Origin of the sequence: Microbacterium sp. Leaf159 (assembly GCF_001423615.1) — a bacterium.
Taxonomy (GTDB): Bacteria; Actinomycetota; Actinomycetes; order Actinomycetales; family Microbacteriaceae; genus Microbacterium.
Genome location: NZ_LMOU01000001.1, coordinates 430525 through 451485 on the forward strand (window position 1 = coordinate 430525; position 20961 = coordinate 451485).

Here is a 20961-nt window from a genome sequence, read left to right on the forward strand (position 1 = left end):
AGACGGCGACGGCGACGGGGTCGTATGTGATCGTGCAGGCGGATGTGGATGCGGGTCGTGTGGTGAACACGGCGTCGGCGTCTGGTGTGCCGGCGCGGAGTGAGCCGATCACGGTGGTGTCGCCGGAGAGTGTGGTGGCGACGGTCGCTGCGGCTCCGGCGGTGTCTGTGACCGATTCCGGTGCGTTGGCTCCGGGAGCGACCGGACGGGCCGGTGATGTGGTGACGTGGACGTATGTCCTCACCAATGACGGCAACGTGACTCTGACCGGCGCCGCCCTCGCAGACGCCCTCGTCGGTGCGTCCGCGCCCGCCTATGTGTGGCAGGGCACGGAGGGCGTCCTCGTGCCAGGTCAGTCGGTCACCGCGACAGCGACGTACGTCCTGACCCAGGCCGACGTCGACGCGGGCAGCGTCACCAGCCTCGTCACCGGAACCGGCACACCGCCGACGGGTGCTCGGGCTGCGGCCACGACGCCCGCCACCGTGTCGCTCGTCGCAGCTCCCGGTCTCGTGTTCACGAAGACGGGCGGCCTGGATGCCGCGGGCGCGAACAGCGCCGGAGATGGCGTGACCTTCGACTTCCGCATCGAGAACACCGGCACCGTGACGCTCTCGGGCGTGGCGATCACGGATGAGCTCGTCGGCATCGGACCGATCACCGTCGACTGGCCCGCTGCCGCGGGTGTGCTCGCGCCGGGACAGATCGCACGCGGCACGGCGACCTACGACATCAGCCAGGAGGACGTCGATCGGGGATCCGTGCAGAACACGGCATCCGTCCGCGGCACGACGCCGGCCGGTGAGGTGCTCTCGACCCGTTCGACGATCGAGCCCATCCAGACAGCCGAGCACGATCCGTCGATCCAGACGGTCAAGGGCGGCTCGTACGTCAGCGGCACGGGCGGTGTCGGCAGCATCATCGAGTACACGTTCGACATCACGAACACCGGAAACGTGACCCTGCGCCTCATCCGCCTGCAGGACGACCTGGAGGGTCTGGGCACCCCGCAGATCGAGTTCCCGTCGGCCACCGGCATCCTTCCGCCCGGGGGAACCGCGACCGGCGTCGCCCGGTACACGGTGACCCAGGACGACGTCGATGCCGGCTCGATCACGAATGTCGCCACGTCGTTCGGAACCTCCCCGCGCGGAGTCGTCGTCTCCGACAGCTCCGCCCCGTTCACGATCGCCACGGACACACCGACCAACCCTGAGCAGGCGATCCGTGCGACCCAGACCGCCGGACTCGCCGCCGGAGACGTCGGTGTGCTCGGAGACTCGGTCGACTACACCTTCACGATTGAGAACACCGGCAACACGACCCTCAACGGAGTGACCCTCAGCAACACGGTGACGGGACTCACCGGCTTCGTCTACACGTGGCCGGATGCGGCGAACCCGGGTCGCCTGCTGCCCGGACAGACCGTGACGATCACGGCGTCGCATCTGATCACGCAGGCGGATGTCGATGCGGGCACCGTCCGCAACACGGCGACGGGTTCCGGCACGCCCCCGACGGGTGCAGCCGTCAGCAGTCGCACGCCGATGACGATCGTGCCGCTGGTGGGAGGCACGGGATCCCTCGACGTCTCGAAGATCGGCACGCGCCTGGGCGACGGCAGCGTCGGCACACAGATCAGGTACGACTTCGTGATCACGAACACCGGCACCTTCTCGCTCTCCTCCGTCGCGCTGACCGACTCGCTCGACGGACTGTCCGACATCTCCTACGGAGCATGGCCGGACGCGGTCGGAAGTCTCGCGCCGGGAGGATCCGTCACCGCGACGGCGACCTACACGCTGCTGCAGTCGGACATCGACGCGGGCGAGGTGCGGAACATCGCGTCGGCCGGTGCGCTGACGCCGGGCGGTGACCCGGTGACCGCCGATTCCCCGGAGTCGGTCGTCACGACCATCGCTGCGGCTCCGGCGATCGACCTCGAGAAGTCCCAGGTGCTCGCGCAGGGCGCCACCGGTCGCCCCGGTAACCTCGTCGAGTACACCTTCACGTTCACGAACACCGGGAACACCACGCTTCGCGGTGTCACGCTCTCCGACGGTCAGGCGGGTCTCAGCGCGCTCGGCATCGCGTGGCCGGGCGAGATCGGTGTGCTGGCTCCCGGCCAGTCGGCGACGGCGACCGCGACCTACACCTTGACCCAGGCGGATGTCGACGCGGGTGTCATCACCTCGGTCGCGGTGGCCACGGGAGACGGCGACGGCACGATCGTGCGCGACGAGTCCCCGGGTGAGACGGTCATCACCGCGGCACCCGCTCTCACGCTCGAGAAGACGGCGGAACTCAACGGCGCAGCGCAGCAGGGCGGCGGCATCCGGTACGTGGTGACGGTGACCAACACCGGCAACGTCACGCTGTCCGATGTCGAGGTGACCGATGAGCTCGCCGGACTCGGTGCACCGACCGTGACCTGGCCCGGTACGCCGGGCGTGCTGGCCGCAGGCCAGAGCGTGACCGTCACGGCCGATTACGTGATCACGGCCGCGGACGTCGTGCGCCAGCACATCGAGAACACCGCCTCCGTGGTGGGCACCGCGCCGGACGGCTCGACCGTCGACGCATCCGACTCCGTGCGGGTGGAGGTGCCCGACGCCCCGAGCATCAGTCTCGGCATGAGCATCTCGGTCAAGGACGGCCAGAAGGGCTTCGCGGGCGACACCTTGATCTTCCGCTACACCGTTACGAACACCGGCACCACGACTCTCACCGGCGTGCGCATCGCCGACCCGTACCCGGGGCTCTCGGCGATCACTTACGCGTGGCCCGGTGAGCCCGGCGTGCTGCTCCCCGGCCAGAGCGTCACAGCGACCGCCACCGTGATCATCACCCCCGCGATGGAAGGCACCGTGGTGACCTCTCGCGCTGTGGTGACGAGCGTCGAGGCGGAGTCCGGGGTGCAGGTGCTCGACGTCGCCTCAGACGCGGTGAACCTCCCGCAGCCGACCCCGACGGGCCTGCTTCCCTTCACGGGCGGCGGCGACCCGCTGCCTCTGGTCGGCGGGTCCGCACTGCTGCTGCTCGCCGGCCTCGTGCTGATGCTCGCCGCACGCCGTCGTCGCTCGATGCGCCCCCAGAACCTCTCCTCCTAGCAATCCGCACTGAAAGGCCACACGATGCTGAACCTGAGCTCAACCTCCCCGTCCACCGCAGGACGCCGCACGGCGACCAAGGGGGTGGTCGTGGCCGGCATCGCCGTGGCTCTCGGCCTCGTCCTCGCCGGGTGCACGGACTCCGCCCCCGAGCCCACGCCCACGCCGACCGCGACCGAGCAGGCCGAAGCGGGCGTCACGGACATCACCGACACGCCTGGCTCCGGTGAAGGTCTCGTGGGCGCGCTCGCGGATGCCGAGGTCAAGACGTGCGAGCTCGCGGGCGACCACTGGGAGATCGCGGGTTCGGTGACGAACTCCAGCGAAGCCGCGGCGTCGTACCGGATCTACGTCTCGCTGCTCACCGAGGGCGGCGACACGCGGTCGCTCACCCAGGTCGACGTCGAGTCGATCGATGCCGGCGCGAGCGCCGACTGGGAGACGTCGGTCGCCGTGGAGGACGACGCCCTCGACTGCGTGCTCCGCGTCGAGCGCTACGCCTCCTGACGCGCGGGCGCCGCGCTCACGACGTCGACTGGGCGGACCGCTTGACGACGTCGTAGGCGGCGAGAGCCGCCTTGCGGGTGGCGGCGAGGTCGACGATCGGCTCGGTCGGCGCATCCGATGCCCATTCCGAGATGTACAGGCCGTGCGGATCGAACTTCTTGGCCTGGAGCTCGGGGTTGAACACGCGGAAGTACGGTGCCGCATCGGCTCCCGATCCGGCGACCCACTGCCAGTTGAACGGGTTGCTCGCGCCGTCGGCGTCGACGAGCGTGTCCCAGAACCACTCCTCGCCGCGCCGCCAGTCGATCAGCAGGTTCTTGACGAGGAACGACGCGGTGACCATGCGCACGCGGTTGTGCATGAAGCCGGTGTGCCAGAGTTCTCGCATCCCGGCATCCACCAGAGGCACACCGGTGTCGCCGTGCTGCCACGCAGCGAGCTGGGCCGGGTCGAGGCGCGGCCAGGGGAACGCGTCGAACTGACGGCGCAGGTTCACGGTCGCCAGATCAGGGGAGTGGAACACCGTGTGCCACGCGAACTCGCGCCAGCCCAGCTCCGAGAGGAATCCCGCGGCACCGTGCGCGTCGACCGCTTCGTGCCAGACGGTGAACGGGCTCAGCTCGCCCCAGCGCAGTCGCGGCGAGAGCAGCGAGGTGGCTCCGGCGGACGGCTCGTCCCTCGCCCGGTCGTATGTGCCGATGTCGTCGTGAAGGAACGATCTCAGCCGGGCCCGTGCAGCAGGCTCGCCGGGCTCCCACGTCTCGCGCAGGCCGCCGGCCCAGTCAGGTCGCGTCGGCAGCAGGCCCCAGTCGTCGAGGTCGTCGGAGGCGGGGCTGGGTGATGCCCCGTCGAGGCTCCGTGGTGCGGGGAGCGGCGCGCGGGGCGCGGGGAGGGCGAGGCAGGCACGCCAGAACGGTGTGAACACCGAGAAGTGCGTGCCACCTCCGGTCTTCACCGTCCACGGCTCGTGCAGCAGAGAGCCGGCGAAGGATGCGACCTCGAGCCCGTCGTCGCGGAGCGACGTCTTCAACGCCGCGTCGACGTCGCGCTCCGCTCCTCCGTACCGGCGATTCCAGAACACGGCGCTCGCTCCCGTGTCCGCCACAGCCTCGCGGACGACGCGCTCGGCGGGCCCACGGCGCAGCGTCAACGTCGCCCCGAGCTCACGCAGCCGCCCGCTCAGCGAGTCGAGCGAGTGGTGCAACCACCAGCGCGCAGCGCCGCCCAGCGGACGGATGCCGGGGGACTCCTCGTCGAGCACGTAGAGCACGACGATCGGCTCGTTGCGATCGATCGCTGCCCGCAGCGCCGGGTTGTCGGCGAGGCGGAGGTCGTCACGGAGCCACACGATCGAGGGGGAGGACATGGCTCCATTCTCGCCCGTGCGACGGAATCGGCGGAGAGGGGTTGCGTGCCGCCGACCTCAGCGGCTACGACGCCGGCCGCGGCCCGCCGGGAGAGGCTCGGGAGCGGTCGCCCACAGGGCCCACAGCACGAGCAGCGGCTGGAGGAACAGCCGCCCGAAGCGCCGCGCCTCGGTGTCGAGACCAGGGGTCGAGCGGTGGGTCCGCCACTGGTGCACGTTCCCCGGCAGAACGGCGACGAAGAACGCGGCGGTCGCGATGCCGACGCGTCGCCGCTCCTTGGGCAGCGCGACGAGTCCCACAGCGAGCGCGACCTCGGCAGCACCGGAGGCGATCACGATCGCGTCCTTGTCGAGGCGGGTGGCCTTCGTCGCCCAGTCCGGGACGACGACCCGGAATCCGCGGGTGCTCACGAAATGGACGATGCCGATCGCCCCCAGGGCGAGTGCGAGGATCCAACGCGCCAGTGCTCTGATCATCCGCTCACGCTACCCCGACGGCATCCGAGGGCACGCTGTTCGCCGGGGCGCGTCGCACCGGGTCAGTGGGCGGCGAGCAGGCGATCAGCCTCCCACCGCCGGAACCCGTCTGCGATCGCGGGGGCGTGCGTGTGATGCAGGTAGTGCTCGCCGTCGAGAGAGATGACCGTCCCGTCGTCGACCTCCGCCGCCTGACGATCGTGCAGGTCGATCCACTCCGGATTGCCGGCGTTGTCGGCGACCACGAACAGCAGGAGGGGGAGTCCGGTGGGAAAGCCGGTGCCCGCGGCATCCGCGAAGTTGGTCCGGATGTGCGTCATCTCGTCGAGGTAGGTGGGGGTGAGCGAGTTCCGGTGGCTGATCAGCGACATCTGGTCGCGCGTGCGGTCGTCGTAGTCCAGGCCGTCGAGACCGTCACCGGTCATCTGCGCGGCGAGGCGGATCAGGCCGAGGTTCTTCGCCGCGGCCAACAGGCCGGTGGGGAAGACCGTGTCCATGTTCGGCTGACCCGGCACACTGGTGTCGATCCCGACGAAGGCCGTCACCTCGTCCGCATACCTGTTCGTGTACTCGATCGCATAGAGGCCCGCGATCGAGTGCCCCATCAGGACGTAGCGGTCGACCTCGAGCGACTGCAGCGCCTCGTGGATCTCCTCGACGATGTTGTCGGTCGTCCGCGCCCGCTCGGTGCCGTCGCTCAGACCGTAGCCGAACGGCTCGACGACGATGACGCGGTGATCCTGCGCGAGGTCTGCGACCAGAGGCCCGAAGTCGAGGGCCGGAGAAGCGGTGCCGAAGCCGGGGAGCAGAACGACGTCCTGATCGCCCTCGCCGGTGATGACCACGTTCATCGACCGTCCGTCGACGGACACGGTCTGGCCGTAGGACTCGATGCGGTTCTTCTCCGTCTCGGTCGACACGGCGTTCACCACGGTCGTGGTCGTCAGCCCGACCGCCAGCACGGTGCCGATGGCCCCCGCAACGATCAGGGCTCTTCTGAGGGACTTGCGCACGATGGCCTTCCCGGCGCGCACGGGTGTCGGGAGGGTGGCGCGCGCCTGTCCTTCCAGCCTGGATCGTGGAATCCGCGGGCGCGTCAGCCCGGCGTGGACACCTCGGTACCGCGTTCGCAGTACGCGGGAGTCATCCGTCGGGCGGATCCGGAGCGGGTGCAGACACGAAATACTGGATGCATGCCGACCACCCGTGCCACCCGAGACGGGTTCCGGATGAGCGATGTCCTCGTGGTCGCGCTGATCGTGATCTTCGCCGTCCTGCCGTTCCCCGACGAGACCTTCAGGACCACGGGGATGCTCCTCATCCCGGCACTCGCGCCGGCCGTGATCATCCCCTTCAGGCGCCGGTGGCCGCTCGCCGCGCTGGGCGTCAGCCTGGCGTGCGTGGTCGCCGTCGCCGCGGCGGGGTCGATCTCGCCGAGCGCGCTCCTCGCCGTCGCGATCGCCTGCTACGCGGTGCTCGATGGTCTCGGGCGCCGCATCGGTGTGCTCGCCCTCGGCGCGTCGGTCGTGGTCGCCTTCCTGGCCGACGGATGGGCGCTCGGAGGCGACCTCTTCGATTCGACGGCTCTGCAGTTCATCCTGATCATCCTCCTGGGCGCAGCGCTGGGGGACACCGCCCGCTCGCGACGGGAGTTCGCCGTGGCGATGACCGAGCGCGCAGAGCGGGCCGAGCGCAATCGCGACGATGAGGCGCGCAGACGGGTCGCGGAAGACAGGGTGCGGATCGCCCGCGACCTGCACGACGTGGTCGCGCATCAGATCGCCGTGATCAGCCTGAACGCGGGAGTCGCCTCGTCTTCTCTCGAGACTCGACCCGAGCGTGCACGCGAGGCCCTGACAACCGTGCGCAGCGCCTCACGGACGGTTCTGGCCGACATCGGCGGACTCATGACGCTTTTGCGCGCCGACACCGACGCTGACACCGACACCGACCCTGACACAGCCGAGCGCGAGGGTGAGCTCCACCCGCAGAGCGGGCTGGCCGACCTGGATGCGCTCCTTGTCGGTTTCCGTGCTGCCGGACTCCGCATCGATCTGCGGAGTCCTCACCGCAGCCTCGCTCTGTCGCCGGCCGGCGATCACGTCGCCTATCTGGTGCTGCAGGAGGCCCTCACCAACGCGCACAAGCACGGCCGCGGCGGCACCGCGACCGTCGCCCTCCGCACCGAAGGGGCTGCGGTGCACCTGACGATCGTGAACCCGACCGCGCACGAGTCGTCGGATCCTCCCCGTGCCGGCCACGGGCTGCGTGGACTGCAGGAACGCGTCGCCGCCGTCGGAGGTGCCGTGCACTTCGGCAGCGAGGGCGGAGTCTTCTCGCTCGAGGCGTGGATCCCGACCGCGGCGGTCGCGAAGCCATGACGATCTCGGTGCTCGTGGTCGACGACCAGCCTCTCGTGCGGCATGCCGTGCGGGACATCCTCGTCGATGGCGGTCTTCTCGTGGTCGGGGAGGCATCCAACGGGCGTGATGCGGTGAATGCGGTCGTCGATACCGCGCCGGATGTCGTACTGATGGACATCAGGATGCCGGAACTCGACGGCATCGCCGCCACGTCACTCATCTGCGCGGACGCACCCGCCTCCGCAGACGGAGATGCGTCGCACCGCCCGCGGGTGCTGATCCTGACGACTTTCGAGGACGACGAGAACGTCGTCGCAGCGCTGCGCGCGGGCGCGAGCGGATTCATCGGCAAGGGTGCCGAACCCGACGAGATCGTCCGCGCCGTGCGCACCGTGCACCAGGGGGAGGCGCTGCTCTCATCATCCGCGACCCGGGCGCTGATCGAGCGGGCGCTGATCGAGCGTACGGTGCGTCGTGGCGGAGCACCGCGTTCGGAGCGCTGGGTGGACGTGCTCGCTCCGCTGACGCCACGGGAGCGCGAGGTTCTCGAGCTCGTCGCCGAGGGACTCACGAATCATGACATCGCCATCCGGCTGACGATCTCGCCGCACACTGCGAAGACCCACGTGAACCGCATCATGGCGAAGGTCTCGGCGAGCGACAGGGCGCAACTCGTGATCCTCGCGTACGAGTCGGGCTTGGTGACGGCCGGCAGCTGACACGCGGGTCGCGGGTCTTTGCCACACTGAGTGCATGACCGTCCTGCGCATCAGCATCCTCTTCGTGCTCGCCGCCGTCGCCGAGATCGGCGGGGCGTGGCTGATCTGGCAGGCGGTCAAGGAGAACCGGGGGTGGCTGTTCGCGGTGCTCGGGGTCATGGCGCTCGGCGCGTATGGATTCATCGCGGCGCTGCAGCCCGACGCGAACTTCGGACGCGTGCTCGCCTCGTACGGCGGCGTGTTCATCGCGGGATCCCTGGCGTGGGGGATCATCATCGACGGCTTCAAGCCCACGATCTGGGACTGGGTCGGCTCGGCGATCGCGCTGGTCGGTGCGGCGATCATCATCCTGGCGCCGACGGCCGCGAACACCGCGACCGAGGCGGTGTCGTAGCGGTCAGCAGCCCCCGGGCATGCGAGTAGCCTAGATCCAGACCCAGATGGAGTGTGCAGTGCCTGAAAATGCTCAGCCGAAAGACGGCTTCGCCCTGTTCTCTGACCGTTCAGTCGTCGCGATGCGCGTCAACGGGACCCTCAAGGATCTCGCCGCGACAGTGACCGATGCCGACGAGGTCGAGCCGGTCACGATCGACAGCCCCGACGGACTCAACATCCTCCGTCACTCGGCGGCGCACGTGCTCGCACAGGCGGTGCAGCGGATCAACCCGCAGGCGAACCTCGGCATCGGCCCGCCCATCACCGACGGCTTCTACTACGACTTCGGCGTCGACACTCCGTTCACGCCCGAGGACATCAAGGCCATCACGAAGGAGATGCAGCGCATCGTCCGTGAGGGCCAGCGCTTCGTGCGCCGCGTCGTCACCGACGACGAGGCGCGGGCGGAGCTCGCAGACGAGCCGTTCAAGCTCGAGCTCATCGGTCTCAAGGGCGGCAAGGAGGCGGCAGAGGGCGCATCCGTCGAGGTCGGTGAGGGCGAGCTGACGATCTACGACAACACGACCCGCGACGGCGAGGTCGTCTGGAAGGACCTCTGCCGCGGGCCGCACCTGCCCAACACCCGCATGATCGGCAACGGCTGGGATCTCACCCGCATCGCCGCCGCCTACTGGCGCGGCAGCGAGAAGAACCCGCAGCTGCAGCGCATCTACGGCACGGCGTGGCCGTCGAAGGACGAACTGCGCGAGTACCAGCACCGTCTCGAGGAGGCCGCCAAGCGCGACCACCGGCGCCTCGGCAAGGAGCTCGACCTGTTCTCGTTCCCCGAGGAGATCGGCTCGGGTCTCTCGGTCTGGCACCCGCGCGGCGGCGTCGTCCGCGGCGAGATGGAGCAGCACGCGCGCAAGCGCCACATCGAGGGCGGGTACACGTATGTGTACACCCCGCACATCTCGAAGGAAGACCTCTTCCTCACCTCGAACCACCTCGTCACGTACAAGGAGGGCATGTACCCGCCGATCGTCATGGACGAGGAGCGCGACGACGAGGGCAACATCACCAAGCAGGGTCAGGACTACTACCTGAAGCCCATGAACTGCCCGATGCACATCCTGATCTACAAGGAGCGTGCGCGCAGCTACCGCGACCTGCCGTTGCGGTTCGCCGAGAACGGCACCGTCTACCGCAACGAGCTGTCGGGGGCGCTGCACGGCCTCACCCGCGTGCGCGGCTTCACCCAGGACGACTCGCACCTCTTCGTCACTCCCGAGCAGCTCGAGGACGAGGTCTCGAAGGTCCTCGAGTTCATCCTGTCGATGCTGCGCGATTTCGGTCTCACCGACTTCGAGCTCGAGCTGTCGATGAAGGACGACGAGAAGTCCAAGTGGATCGGCTCCGAGGAGTTCTGGGAGTCGTCGACGGATGCTCTGCGCCGCGTCGCCGTGGCATCAGGTCTCAAGCTCACCGAGGTCCCCGGTGAGGCGGCCTTCTACGGACCGAAGATCGACCTGAAGACGCGTGATGCCATCGGCCGCACCTGGCAGCTCTCGACCGTGCAGGTCGACCCGAACCTGCCCGAGCGCTTCGAGCTCGAGTACATGGACAAGGACGGACAGAAGAAGCGTCCGATCATGATCCACCGCGCGCTGTTCGGCTCGATCGAGCGGTTCTTCGCCATTCTGCTCGAGCACTACGCGGGCGACTTCCCCGTGTGGCTGTCTCCGGTGCAGGTCGTGGGCATCCCCGTGGCCGACGAGTTCGCCGACTACCTGGGCGAGATCGTTCAGACGCTCCGCACGCAGGGCGTGCGCGCCGAGCTCGACGCCTCCGACGACCGGATGCAGAAGAAGATCCGCACGCACACGACCGGCAAGGTCCCGCTGCTGCTGATCGCGGGCGAGAAGGACCGCGATGCCGGCACCGTCTCGTTCCGCTACCGTGACGGCACGCAGGAGAACGGCGTTCCGATCGCGGACGCGGTCTCTCGCATCCGCGCCGCGATCGATGCGCACACGCTCGTGCAGACAGCAGGGGATCTGGCGTGACGACGCCGCCTGCATCGTGGGAGGACGCCGGCGAGTTCGCCGGCGTCCCCGACGAGTTCCAGCGGCTGTGGACTCCGCACCGGATGGCGTACATCCAGGCGGGCCCCGAGCCGTTGCGAGAGGAGTGCCCGTTCTGCGAGGCGCCGAAGTTCCCGGACGCCGAGCGGCTGATCGTCGCGCGGGGCGAGACGGCCTACGTGCTGCTCAACCTGTTCCCGTACAACTCGGGGCACCTTCTGGTCTGTCCGTACCGCCACATCGGCACCTACGACCAGGCCACGGCCGAAGAGGTCGCCGAGATCGGGGCGCTGACCCAGATCGGCATGCGCGTTCTCCGCGAGGTGTCGCGCTGCGACGGGTTCAACCTCGGGATGAACCAGGGCGCTGTCGCCGGTGCCGGCGTCGATGGCCACCTGCACCAGCACATCGTGCCGCGGTGGACGTCGGACGCCAACTTCTTCCCGATCATCGCCAAGACCAAGGCGCTGCCCCAACTGCTCGGCGAAGTGCGAGAAGCCGTGGCGAACGCCTGGCCGACCTCCGGCCGTTGAGCGAGGAGCGCAGCGACGAGACGAATCGCGCCGCGCTCGCTCGATCCGCTCAGCGCACCTGGCGTGCGGTGAACTGCATCCGCGGGTTCGCATAGAACTCCTGCGCCTCGACGAGCTGCAGCTCGCGCGCACCGGACTCCAGGGTCGCGGCGAGCAGGTCGAACACGCTCGACGCCGTACGCTCGAGCGCCGCCTTCGCGTCGCCGGTCTCGACGTAGTGCGCGGTGAAGAGCGCAGCGGTCACGTCGCCCGAGCCGTTCGCCTTCATGGGCAGCCGAGGCGTCTGCACGATCCAGGCGCCTGCCGAGTCGGCGACGAGCATCTCGATGGTGCCCTCTTCTCGGTCGGGGCGCTCGACGCTCGTGACGAGCACGGTGCGCGGTCCCATGGCCATCGCCAGGTCGACAGAGGCGAGCGTGGACTCGAGTGTGTCCGGCTCGGTCCCGGTGAGGAAGCCGAGCTCGAACTGGTTGGGAGTGATGATGTCGGCGGCAGGCACGACCTTCTCACGCAGCAGGATCGGGATCGCCGGCGCGACGAAGCATCCGGACTTCGCGTTCCCCATCACCGGGTCGCAGGCGTAGACCGCGTCGGGGTTCGCGGCCTTGACGCGGGCGACGGCGTCGATGATGACGTCTCCGATGCCCTCGCCGCCCTGGTATCCGCTGAGGACGGCGTCGATCTCGCCGAAGACGCCGCGCTCCTCGATGCCCGTGAGGACCTCGCGCACATCGTTCGGATCGATCATCGGGCCGCGCCAGGCACCGTAGCCGGTGTGGTTCGAGAAGTTCACCGTGTAGACCGGGAGAACCTCGACGCCGATGCGCTGCAGCGGGAAGACCGCGGCGGAGTTGCCGACATGGCCGTACGCGACGGCGGACTGGATGGAGAGGACCTTCATTCCCCGATCCTTTCAATGAGGGCGGGAGTGCTCCCGCGGCGGTGGGTGATCGTGCGGTGGGTCATCGTGCGGCCGAGACCAGGTCGGCGACGAGCGTCGCGGTGTCGTCTTCGGACAGGTCGTGAACCGTGAGGCGCAGGTGGCGCGACGGGTCGGCGCGCTCATCGAGGGCGAAGTCGTCGCCGGTGCGTGCGAGCCAGCCTCGGCGCATGAGCCGCTCGGCGACGAGGCGCGCGGGCTTCGGCAACTCGATCCACAGACTCAGGCCGTCGGTGGTGGGGGAGTCGAGGCCGTGCTCGCGCAGGCGCGAGGCGAAGGCCTCGTTGCGCGCGGCGTAATGCTCACGGGCGTCTGCGATGCGTGAGAGCACCGCGTCGTCGGTCAGCTGTGTGAGCGTGAGACGCTGCAGCAGGTGGCTGACCCAGGTGGTCCCGGGGCTCAGGCGCATGGCGAGGCGCTCGGCCGTGGTGGCATCCGTCGCGGCGATGGCGAGGCACATGTCGGGACCCAGGAACTTCGACACCGAGCGCACCAGTGCGAACCGGCGGTGATCAGGGCCGATCAGCGATTCGTAGGCGCGCTGCGACAGCATCGAGAAGTGATCGTCCTCGATGATCAGCACGTACGGATGCTCGGCGAGCACGGCACGCAGCTCCGCGGCACGAGCGGCCGTGAGGCTCGCCCCGGTCGGGTTCTGAGCACGTGGGGTGCAGATCACGGCGCGGACGCCGGCGTCCAGGGCGGCGCGAAGCCCCTCGACCGTCATCCCCTGCTCGTCGACCGGCACGGGTACGGCTCGATACCCGCCGAGCCGGACCGTGTGGATGCTCGCCAGGAAGCAGGGGTCCTCGAGGGCGACGGCGTCGTCGCGCATCAGCGCCTGGGCGAGCAGGCGCTCGACGGCGTCGACGGCGCCGCTCGTGATGGTGATGCCGAAGTCGAGGTGACCGAGATCCTGCGCGATCCATTCGCGCGCCCAGTCATCGAGTCCGCGGTCGATCACGGGCTCGCCGTAGAGCACCGGACGACCGGCCACCGTGGCCAGCGCCGGCGACGGATCGGGGATCAGACGGGGGTCCGGGTTGCCCGTGCCGACGTCACGCAGCACGGTGTCGGAGGCGTAGCCCTCCTGGGCGACCGATTCGAGACCGGCGATGACGGTGCCGGCGCGCCCCCGCGAGATGACGAGCCCGGCCTGGGCGAGTTGTCGGTAGGCGGCGACCGCGGTGTTGCGGTTGACGCCGAGGAGCGTGGCGAGCTCGCGCACGGGAGGCAGGGGACTGCCGGCGCGCAGCACACCGCGGTCACGCAGGCCGCGCACGCTGTCGGCGATGTCCGCCGCGGTCGTTCCGGTGATCTGGTCGCTCATGTCTCCTCACCACCGATTCTAGGTCGTTCCGGACAGTGCTACTGTTTGGCCTAGATCAAACGAGACATCGTTCGATACCCGCATGCACATCGTGCTTCCCCGACAGGAGCTCTCATGACCGAACAGACCACCACCGGATCCTCGCGCGTCAAGCGCGGTCTCGCCGAGATGCTCAAGGGCGGCGTGATCATGGACGTGGTCACCGCCGACCAGGCGAAGATCGCCGAAGACGCGGGCGCCGTCGCCGTCATGGCACTCGAGCGGGTTCCCGCCGACATCCGGGCGCAGGGTGGGGTCTCGCGCATGAGCGACCCCGACATGATCGACAGCATCATCGCGTCCGTGTCGATTCCCGTCATGGCGAAGGCACGCATCGGCCACTTCGTCGAAGCGCAGGTGCTGCAGGAGCTCGGAGTCGACTACATCGACGAGTCCGAGGTGCTCTCGCCGGCCGACTACGTGAACCACATCGACAAGTACGGCTTCACGGTGCCCTTCGTCTGCGGTGCCACCAACCTCGGCGAGGCTCTCCGCCGCATCAACGAGGGTGCGGCGATGATCCGATCCAAGGGCGAGGCCGGCACGGGAGACGTCTCGGAGGCGATGAAGCACATCCGAAAGATCCGCGGCGAGATCGCCGCTCTCACGGCACTCCCGAAAGACGAGCTGTTCGTCGCGGCGAAGGAGCTGCAGGCGCCCTACGAGCTCGTCGCCGAGATCGCCGAGACCGGCAAGCTCCCGGTCGTGCTCTTCGTCGCGGGTGGCGTGGCGACTCCGGCGGACGCCGCGATGATGATGCAGCTCGGTGCCGACGGCGTGTTCGTCGGATCCGGCATCTTCAAGTCGGGAAACCCCGCGGAGCGCGCCAAGGCGATCGTCAAGGCGACGACGTTCTTCGACGACGCGAAGGTGATCGCCGAGGTCTCGCGCGGACTCGGAGAGGCGATGGTCGGCATCAACGTGTCCGACCTCCCCGCCCCGCACCGCCTGGCCGAGCGTGGCTGGTAGTTCACGGGTCGGCGTCCTCGCTCTGCAGGGCGACGTGCGCGAGCACGCCGCCCTGCTCGCGGGACTCGGAGCCGAGGTCGCGCTGGTGCGCCGCCCGGAGGAGCTGGCGGCCGTCGACGGCCTCGTCATCCCCGGCGGTGAGTCCAGCGTGATCGACAAGCTGTCGCGCACCTTCGGGATGCAGCAGCCGATCCGTGCCGCGATCGCAGTGGGCCTTCCGGTGTACGGCACGTGCGCCGGACTGATCCTGCTCGCGAACGAGGTTCTCGACGGCATCGAGGGGCAGCAGTCGTTCGGCGGCATGGACGTGAGTGTTCGCCGCAATGCCTTCGGTCGTCAGACCGAGTCGTTCGAGACCGGCCTCGACGTGCCGGTGCTGGGCGACGAGCCGGTGCACGCGACATTCATCCGTGCGCCGATCGTCGAGCGCGCAGGCGATGGGGTCGAAGTGCTCGCCTCGCTGCCCGACGGCGGGATCGTCGCGGTGCGCCAGGGGGCGCTTCTCGGAACCAGCTTCCACCCCGAGGTCGACGGCGAGACCCGGTTCCACCAGCTGTTCCTCGAGGGTGTCCGGGAACACGTCGCCGGGCGCTGACAGCGGCGCCCTGCGACCCGCCAGGAACCAGCGCCTGACGAATGGGAGCCCGAGGGCGGACTATTCTCGTTCGAGTGACTGGATCCAGGGCTGAGGCCGCGTATACGCGTGCCGTCACCGCATTCAGCACCCCGACCCTCGATCTCCTGCACGGCCGGTTCGCCCCGTTCGTCGTGGCGTCGCTCACCCTTCTGTTCAACGCGGACCGGGCCTCGGTCGCGGTCGCGGATGCGCACGCCGAACTGGCCGAGGTGCTCGACGAGCTCCGCGCGGCGGGGTACGACGAGGACGACCGGAAGCTGCCCTCGGGGAGCGGACGCGACGTGTGCCGGAACTGGGTGCGTCTCGGCTGGTTGATCCAGCAGATCGACGATGACGTCGAGGTGTATCGCCTGTCGGCCCATGCGGTCGCCGCACTCGAGATCTCGGGCCGCACCGGCGGAGGGCGCACTCGCGTGTCGAACTCGCGCGTCCGCACCCTGCTGGATGCCGTGGACCATCTCTCGGTCAGCGCCGAGGTCGACCCGGTTCGTCGCCTGTCGCGACTGCACGCCGAGCGCGAGCTGCTCGATGCCGAGATCGCTCGAATCCAGGAGTCCGGTCACGCGGACCCTGCGGACGACGAGGAGCTCCTCGAAGAGGCGGAGAACGTGCTGCACCTGGCACGGGAACTCCCTGCGGACTTCACGCGAGTCGCCGAGTCGCTCAGAGCGATGCAGCGCGACGTCGTCGCGCACCTCCGGAGGGACGAGAGGCCGACGAGCGAGGTGCTGCGCGAGTACCTCCAGCGCGCGCAGGACGTGATGCAGTCGACTCCGGAGGGACGCGCCTTCGCGGGAGCCCTGCGCCTGATCGGTGACCCCGACCGCATCGACGCCCTCACCGAGCAGCTCCGCGGCCTTCTCGGCCTGCCCTTCGCCCGCATGCTCGACGGCACGCAGCGTGCCGAGCTCGACGCGATCGCGCGACGAGTGGAGCTGGGGGTCGAGGAGGTGCTGGCCGCACAGCGCCGCGCCTCGCACGTCATCACCGGACAGGTGAAGACCCACGATCCGCTGCGCGATCGTCAGATCGACGACCTCCTCCGAGACGTCATCGCAGGACTCCACGGGTGGTCCGGCCCCGCAACCGTCGTCGACCCGGTGCGCAGCATGCCGCTGATCGACCTCGGGCATCTGCGTCAGACCACCAGCGACATCCGTCCTCCGCGTGCTCCGGCACCCCTCACCGACGCGGATGACGTCGATTTCCTCGATCACGACACCCGCGCGTGGGGCGGTCCGCGATATGCGGAGCTCGAGGCGTACGTCGCAGGCCTCGGCGCGGACTTCGATCTCGCCGATGCGTTCCGCGCGGTGCCTGACGCGGCTCGACGCCCCGTCGATCTGCTCGGTCTTCTCGAGATCGCGCACCGGAACGGTCTCACCGACGGAGACGGGATCTCGACGGTCGAAGCGCTGCGACCCGACGGGACGACTCGTCGATTCGCCTTCGGCACCGTGACCGCCCGCAGCACGAAAGAGGATGCAGATGAGTGACGACGACCTCACCACAGCCGCCGTGGACGAGGGGTTCATCGCCCCCACGGCGATGGAGGACGACCTCGAGGCGCATTTCCCGGGCGACCGCGGAACGCTCGACCCCGAGATCAGGCGAGTGCTCGTACACCTCCTCCAGCGCCGCTTCCTCTCGATGGAGCGCAACCGACGCGAGTGGACGCTGCTGCTCGAGCACCAGCAGGTGATCGAGTCGCGACTCAACGACATCTACCTGCGTCTGATCATCGATCACGCCCGCGGATTCGCGTACAAGCAGCAGTTGCGCTCCGATGAGGTCGAGATGCCCGTGCTGCTGAAGGACTCTCCGTATTCACGTGCCGAGACGCTCGTCCTGGTACACCTGCGGACCGTCTACCAGCGCGAATCGGCGTCCGGCGAGGGCTCCGTGCGGATCGACGTCGAGGACGTGGAGCAGACGGTCCTCAGCTACTTCGCCGACGTCGACGGCGGCACCGCGAAGCAGCAGCGGGCGATCCGCAGTGCGCTGGACCGGTTGGACCGAGAGGGCATCGTGCAGGAGGAGACCAGCGGACGGTATCGGATCACCGCTCTCGTCGAGGTGGTGCTCAGCGCCGAGACGCTCAAGGAGCTGCGGGAGTGGCTGCGAGCCCAGGCGGTGGTGGCGCGATGACGATGATGGACACGCTCTTCGGGATGATTCCCGCGAGCTCCCGCGGCCAGCAATGGGTCGCAGAAGAACTGCAGCTCATCAACTGGGGTGGCTACGACGGCGGGCCGCACCGGGTGCGGTTCTCTTCGGATGCGACCCTGCTGTGCGGTGGTTCGGGATCGGGCAAGTCCACGCTCATGGACGGCTACATCGCGCTGATGATGCCGCACACGACGCCCTTCAACGGCGCCTCGAACGGCGGGGTCACGGGACGCCCGCGCGGTGAGGAGCAGCGGAACATCCTCTCGTACGGTCGGGGGAAGATCGACGAGTCCCGCACCGACGAGGGCACGAAGCTCCGCGTGCTGCGCGGTGACGGCGAGGACACGTGGAGCGCCGTCTCGATGACCTGGTTGGACCACGACGGCTCGCGCTTCACGGCGGTGCGCGGGTGGTACATCCCCGCCGACGCCCGAACGCTCGAGGACACCACGAGGCTGCGCGCCACGATCGAGGGGGCCTTCGACCTCACGCATCTCGAGCGCGCCGCTGGGCAGCGACTGAGTGACGCATCGGTGCGCGCCGTCGGGCTCGATCCCGTCGCGACCGATCGCGAGTTCTCGGCGCGCCTGCACGCGGTGCTCGGCATCGGCGCCGCAGGCTCCGGGGCGAAGGCGATCAGCCTTCTCGCCCGGATCCAGGCCGGCCAGCAGATCACCACCGTCGACGACCTGTACAAGAAGCTCGTGCTCGAGGAACCCGAGACGATGGCGACCGCGGACGCGGTGGTCGCTCACTTCGACGAGCTGGAGAGCACGCGCACGCGGATGCTGGTCGCCAAGCAGCAGGTGGCGGCTCTCGAGCCGATCCGAGGGATCGCGCAGCGCATCGAAGCGGCTTCCGAGCGGATGCAGGTCGTCGACGAGGTGGGGGTCTTCTCCGAGTCGACCTCGCTCGCGGCTCTGTGGAGCGCCGAGCGTCGTCTCGACCTGCTGCGCGAGGTGGAGACGGACCTGCGCGACCGGACCCAGGCGCTCCAGCTGGCGGTCAGAGAGAAGAACGCCCTCATCTCCGCTGCAGAGGTCGAGCGCGAGGGGCTTCTCGATGTGCTGCGACAGTCGGGAGGCGATCGCCTGGAGACCGCTCAGCGTGAGCTGCGCGGCGTCGAGCGCCGCCTCGAGGACATCCAGCGCGAGCGGGCCCGTTTCGACGCCGCGGCGGCCGAGCTCGGCGCCGAGGTGCACGACGCCGCCGGGTTCGAGGACCTGCTCGCCCGACTAGGTCGCGAACTCCCGCAGACGGGTGTCCGGGGTGCGCGCGCGGCCTTCGCGGACGCTGAGACCGCGCGCCGATCGGCCGCGACGGAGCTTGCCCGAGTGCAGGCCGAGCGGGACCGCACGCGGGAGCTGCGGGGAAGCATACCTGCGCATCTGCACGAGTCGCGGGCCCTGCTCGCTCAGGCCGCCGGGCTCGCTCCGACGGATCTGCCCTTCGTCGGCGAGCTGATCGAGGTGCGCACCGAGTTCGAGCCGTGGCGCGAGGCGTTCAACCTCGCGCTCGGCGGATTCGCACGCACGCTGCTGATCGATGTCGAGAACCTCGGACGCTTCCGCGCCGCCATCGACACCGTCCGCACTGCCGAGCGCATCAGCTACGAAGGCGTGCACACCGGTCTCGCCGAGTCGACGACGTCGGACCCGCGGACGCTTCCCGGTCGTCTCGATCACCGGTCGACCCCGTTCACCGGGTGGCTCCAGCAGCGACTCCGCGAGCGGTTCGACTACGTGTGCGTCGACTCGTCGGCCGAGCTCGCCGAGCACCCTCGTGCGCTGACACTCGCGGGACAGGTGTCGCAGGGCGACCGCGGCTCGCATGGTGGGCACGGCCGCGCGAACATGCTCGGGTTCTCCAACGCACGCCGTCTGCGCGAGCTCGACGAGCAGATCAGCGAACTGGAGAACCGGCGGGATGCGGCGGCCTCGGCGGCCGTCGAGGCGGAGGGCGGCCTCGACAGGATCGAGGCCGCAGCGAAGGCGCACGCGAAGATCGAGGACTTCACCTGGGATCAGCTCGACGTCGAAGCCGTCACCGCCGAGCGCGCGCGCTGGCTGGCGGTCGAGGCCGAGGTCACCGACGAGAACCCGAAGATCGCCGAGCTGCGTGCGCAGGCCGAAGAGCTCCGGAAGCGTGCGGGCCGTCTGCGTGATGAGAACTCCCGTCTGGGCGGCGATCTCACGCTCGCCCAGGACCGGTGGGTCGAGGTGACAGACCAGGTCGACGCCTGTCAGCGGATCGTCGATGCGGCGGAAGCGTCGGAGATCGCGGTGGAGGAGCGGCACCGTTCCTTCCTCGACGCGCGCTTCCTCGGTGCGGACTCGGCCGTCAGCGTCACCGCGTCGGAGCGACTCGCCCACCTCGACTCCGCGTTGCGCACCGCGGCGACCAGGCTGCTCGAGGATCGCACGTCGGCAGCTGCCGCGCACGCCGACCAGCGGGAGCAGATGCGACGCCTGATGACGGGGTTCCTGGAACGCTGGGACACGCTGACGATCCTGCCCGACCCGGACGAGTCCGTCGCCGAGTTCGAAGGCATTCTCGAGGCGCTCGAGACCAACGGCCTGCACGAGTTGGAATCCGAGTGGCGAGACAGCCTGCTCAAGCTCTCCGGTAACGATCTGACGAGTCTCGATTCGACTCTCGGCCGCTCGCTGCGTGAGATCAAGAACCGCATCGACCCGATCAACAGGATCATGGAGGAGCTGCCGTTCTACGACGACGAGCACCGCCTGCAGATCACGCCGCGCGAGAACCAGTCCGAGGCGCGCAGACGGTTCCGCCGGGAGCTGCGCGAGGTGCGGGGCCTCATCGAGGCGGCGACGACGGATGCCGATCGCGAGAGCGTCTACCGGAGGATGAGTCGCCTGATCGGCCGGATGCGGCGGACCGCACCGGACTTCGCCGAGCTCATCGATGTGCGCAACCACGTCAGGGTGAGTGCGGAGCGGATCCACGCCACGACCAGGGAGCACGTGGCGCTCTACGACCACATCGGAGAGAAGTCGGGCGGAGAGTCGCAGGAGCTCGTCGCGTTCATCGTCGGCGCCGCGCTGCGATATCAGCTCGGCGACGCGGGGGCCGCGCGTCCTCGGTACGCGCCGGTGTTCATGGACGAGGCCCTCATCAAGGCTGACGCCCACTTCACGAAGCGTGCGATCGGCGCTTGGCGGGGTCTCGGCTTCCAGCTCGTGATCGGCGCGCCGAACGACAAATACAGCGCGATCGAGCCGCACGTCGACGTCGAGTACGACATCCTGAAGGACACCCGCGGTCGCTCCTGGGCCCGTCCCAAGGTGGGGTTGCCGGCAGCGGGCGAGTGATCGGACTC

Annotated in this window: 16 protein-coding genes and 1 pseudogene; 12 read left to right on the forward strand and 5 right to left on the reverse strand. The window is 69.1% G+C overall.

Annotation, left to right across the window (positions count from 1 at the left end; all coding sequences use genetic code 11):
- Positions 1-3110, forward strand: a pseudogene (locus ASF80_RS02125) (DUF11 domain-containing protein); the annotation flags it as partial.
- Between the two features lie 24 nt (positions 3111-3134).
- The gene (locus ASF80_RS02130) at positions 3135-3617 is read left to right on the forward strand and encodes a hypothetical protein (protein ID WP_235559857.1); all 483 of its coding nucleotides are present in this window, start codon (positions 3135-3137) and stop codon (positions 3615-3617) included.
- Positions 3618-3633: 16 nt separating this feature from the next.
- On the opposite strand, the gene ASF80_RS02135 is transcribed toward ASF80_RS02130, so the two are convergent.
- The 3 genes from ASF80_RS02135 to ASF80_RS02145 all read right to left on the reverse strand — a co-directional run bounded on the left by ASF80_RS02135 (position 3634) and on the right by ASF80_RS02145 (position 6473).
- Positions 3634-4983 (reverse strand): cryptochrome/photolyase family protein, encoded by a 1350-nt coding sequence (locus ASF80_RS02135; RefSeq protein ID WP_056307591.1) that lies wholly within the window; start codon positions 4981-4983, stop codon positions 3634-3636.
- Between the two features lie 57 nt (positions 4984-5040).
- On the reverse strand, positions 5041-5460 hold the full coding sequence (locus ASF80_RS02140) for a hypothetical protein (protein ID WP_082488152.1): 420 nt from the start codon (positions 5458-5460) through the stop codon (positions 5041-5043).
- Positions 5461-5522: 62 nt separating this feature from the next.
- Positions 5523-6473, reverse strand: a complete 951-nt coding sequence (locus ASF80_RS02145) for an alpha/beta hydrolase (RefSeq protein WP_056311639.1) — start codon at positions 6471-6473, stop codon at positions 5523-5525.
- 180 nt (positions 6474-6653) lie between these two features.
- On the opposite strand from ASF80_RS02145, the gene ASF80_RS02150 reads away from it, so the two are divergent.
- The 5 genes from ASF80_RS02150 to ASF80_RS02170 are packed head-to-tail and all read left to right on the forward strand — an operon-like array spanning position 6654 to position 11534.
- Positions 6654-7841, forward strand: a complete 1188-nt coding sequence (locus ASF80_RS02150) for a sensor histidine kinase (RefSeq protein WP_056307593.1) — start codon at positions 6654-6656, stop codon at positions 7839-7841.
- Complete coding sequence (locus ASF80_RS02155) at positions 7808-8542, forward strand: response regulator (protein ID WP_414845659.1); 735 nt, start codon at positions 7808-7810, stop codon at positions 8540-8542. Before ASF80_RS02150 ends, ASF80_RS02155 begins: the two co-directional genes overlap by 34 nt.
- A gap of 34 nt (positions 8543-8576) precedes the next feature.
- Positions 8577-8936, forward strand: coding sequence for a YnfA family protein (locus ASF80_RS02160; RefSeq protein WP_056307595.1), 360 nt, complete (start codon positions 8577-8579; stop codon positions 8934-8936).
- 46 nt (positions 8937-8982) lie between these two features.
- Positions 8983-10983, forward strand: coding sequence for a threonine--tRNA ligase (thrS, locus tag ASF80_RS02165; RefSeq protein ID WP_056307597.1), 2001 nt, complete (start codon positions 8983-8985; stop codon positions 10981-10983).
- Positions 10980-11534: an HIT family protein gene (locus tag ASF80_RS02170; protein WP_056307599.1), complete on the forward strand. Its 555-nt coding sequence runs from the start codon at positions 10980-10982 to the stop codon at positions 11532-11534. The genes thrS and ASF80_RS02170 overlap by 4 nt, the downstream gene beginning before the upstream one ends.
- Before the next feature lie 49 nt (positions 11535-11583).
- On the opposite strand, the gene pdxY is transcribed toward ASF80_RS02170, so the two are convergent.
- Positions 11584-12435, reverse strand: coding sequence for a pyridoxal kinase PdxY (gene pdxY / locus ASF80_RS02175; protein ID WP_056307601.1), 852 nt, complete (start codon positions 12433-12435; stop codon positions 11584-11586).
- A 61-nt stretch (positions 12436-12496) separates the two neighbouring features.
- On the reverse strand, positions 12497-13804 hold the full coding sequence (locus ASF80_RS02180) for an aminotransferase class I/II-fold pyridoxal phosphate-dependent enzyme (protein ID WP_056307603.1): 1308 nt from the start codon (positions 13802-13804) through the stop codon (positions 12497-12499).
- Between the two features lie 114 nt (positions 13805-13918).
- Between ASF80_RS02180 and pdxS the strand changes: the two genes are divergently transcribed.
- The 5 genes from pdxS to ASF80_RS02205 all read left to right on the forward strand — a co-directional run bounded on the left by pdxS (position 13919) and on the right by ASF80_RS02205 (position 20953).
- Positions 13919-14812, forward strand: a complete 894-nt coding sequence (gene pdxS / locus ASF80_RS02185) for a pyridoxal 5'-phosphate synthase lyase subunit PdxS (RefSeq protein WP_056307605.1) — start codon at positions 13919-13921, stop codon at positions 14810-14812.
- A complete protein-coding gene (gene pdxT, locus ASF80_RS02190; protein WP_056307607.1) occupies positions 14802-15407 on the forward strand; it encodes a pyridoxal 5'-phosphate synthase glutaminase subunit PdxT in 606 nt (201 codons plus the stop codon). Before pdxS ends, pdxT begins: the two co-directional genes overlap by 11 nt.
- 74 nt (positions 15408-15481) lie before the next feature.
- Entirely contained in the window at positions 15482-16945 is a 1464-nt protein-coding gene (locus ASF80_RS02195; RefSeq protein WP_056307610.1) for a DUF3375 domain-containing protein, read from the forward strand.
- Positions 16938-17597, forward strand: coding sequence for a DUF4194 domain-containing protein (locus ASF80_RS02200; RefSeq protein ID WP_056311642.1), 660 nt, complete (start codon positions 16938-16940; stop codon positions 17595-17597). The genes ASF80_RS02195 and ASF80_RS02200 overlap by 8 nt, the downstream gene beginning before the upstream one ends.
- Entirely contained in the window at positions 17594-20953 is a 3360-nt protein-coding gene (locus tag ASF80_RS02205) for an ATP-binding protein (protein ID WP_056311645.1), read from the forward strand. Before ASF80_RS02200 ends, ASF80_RS02205 begins: the two co-directional genes overlap by 4 nt.
- Positions 20954-20961 lie beyond the last annotated feature (8 nt).

Bases quoted from the DNA above. Each gene is read 5' to 3' on its own strand.
- pdxY (WP_056307601.1), bottom strand. From the start codon at position 12,435: ATGAAGGTCCTCTCCATCCAGTCCGCCGTCGCGTACGGCCATGTCGGC.
- ASF80_RS02160 (WP_056307595.1), top strand. From the start codon at position 8,577: ATGACCGTCCTGCGCATCAGCATCCTCTTCGTGCTCGCCGCCGTCGCC.
- ASF80_RS02150 (WP_056307593.1), top strand. From the start codon at position 6,654: ATGCCGACCACCCGTGCCACCCGAGACGGGTTCCGGATGAGCGATGTC.
- pdxS (WP_056307605.1), top strand. From the start codon at position 13,919: ATGACCGAACAGACCACCACCGGATCCTCGCGCGTCAAGCGCGGTCTC.
- ASF80_RS02140 (WP_082488152.1), bottom strand. From the start codon at position 5,460: ATGATCAGAGCACTGGCGCGTTGGATCCTCGCACTCGCCCTGGGGGCG.
- ASF80_RS02135 (WP_056307591.1), bottom strand. From the start codon at position 4,983: ATGTCCTCCCCCTCGATCGTGTGGCTCCGTGACGACCTCCGCCTCGCC.
- ASF80_RS02205 (WP_056311645.1), top strand. From the start codon at position 17,594: ATGACGATGATGGACACGCTCTTCGGGATGATTCCCGCGAGCTCCCGC.
- ASF80_RS02200 (WP_056311642.1), top strand. From the start codon at position 16,938: ATGAGTGACGACGACCTCACCACAGCCGCCGTGGACGAGGGGTTCATC.
- ASF80_RS02130 (WP_235559857.1), top strand. From the start codon at position 3,135: ATGCTGAACCTGAGCTCAACCTCCCCGTCCACCGCAGGACGCCGCACG.
- thrS (WP_056307597.1), top strand. From the start codon at position 8,983: ATGGAGTGTGCAGTGCCTGAAAATGCTCAGCCGAAAGACGGCTTCGCC.
- ASF80_RS02180 (WP_056307603.1), bottom strand. From the start codon at position 13,804: ATGAGCGACCAGATCACCGGAACGACCGCGGCGGACATCGCCGACAGC.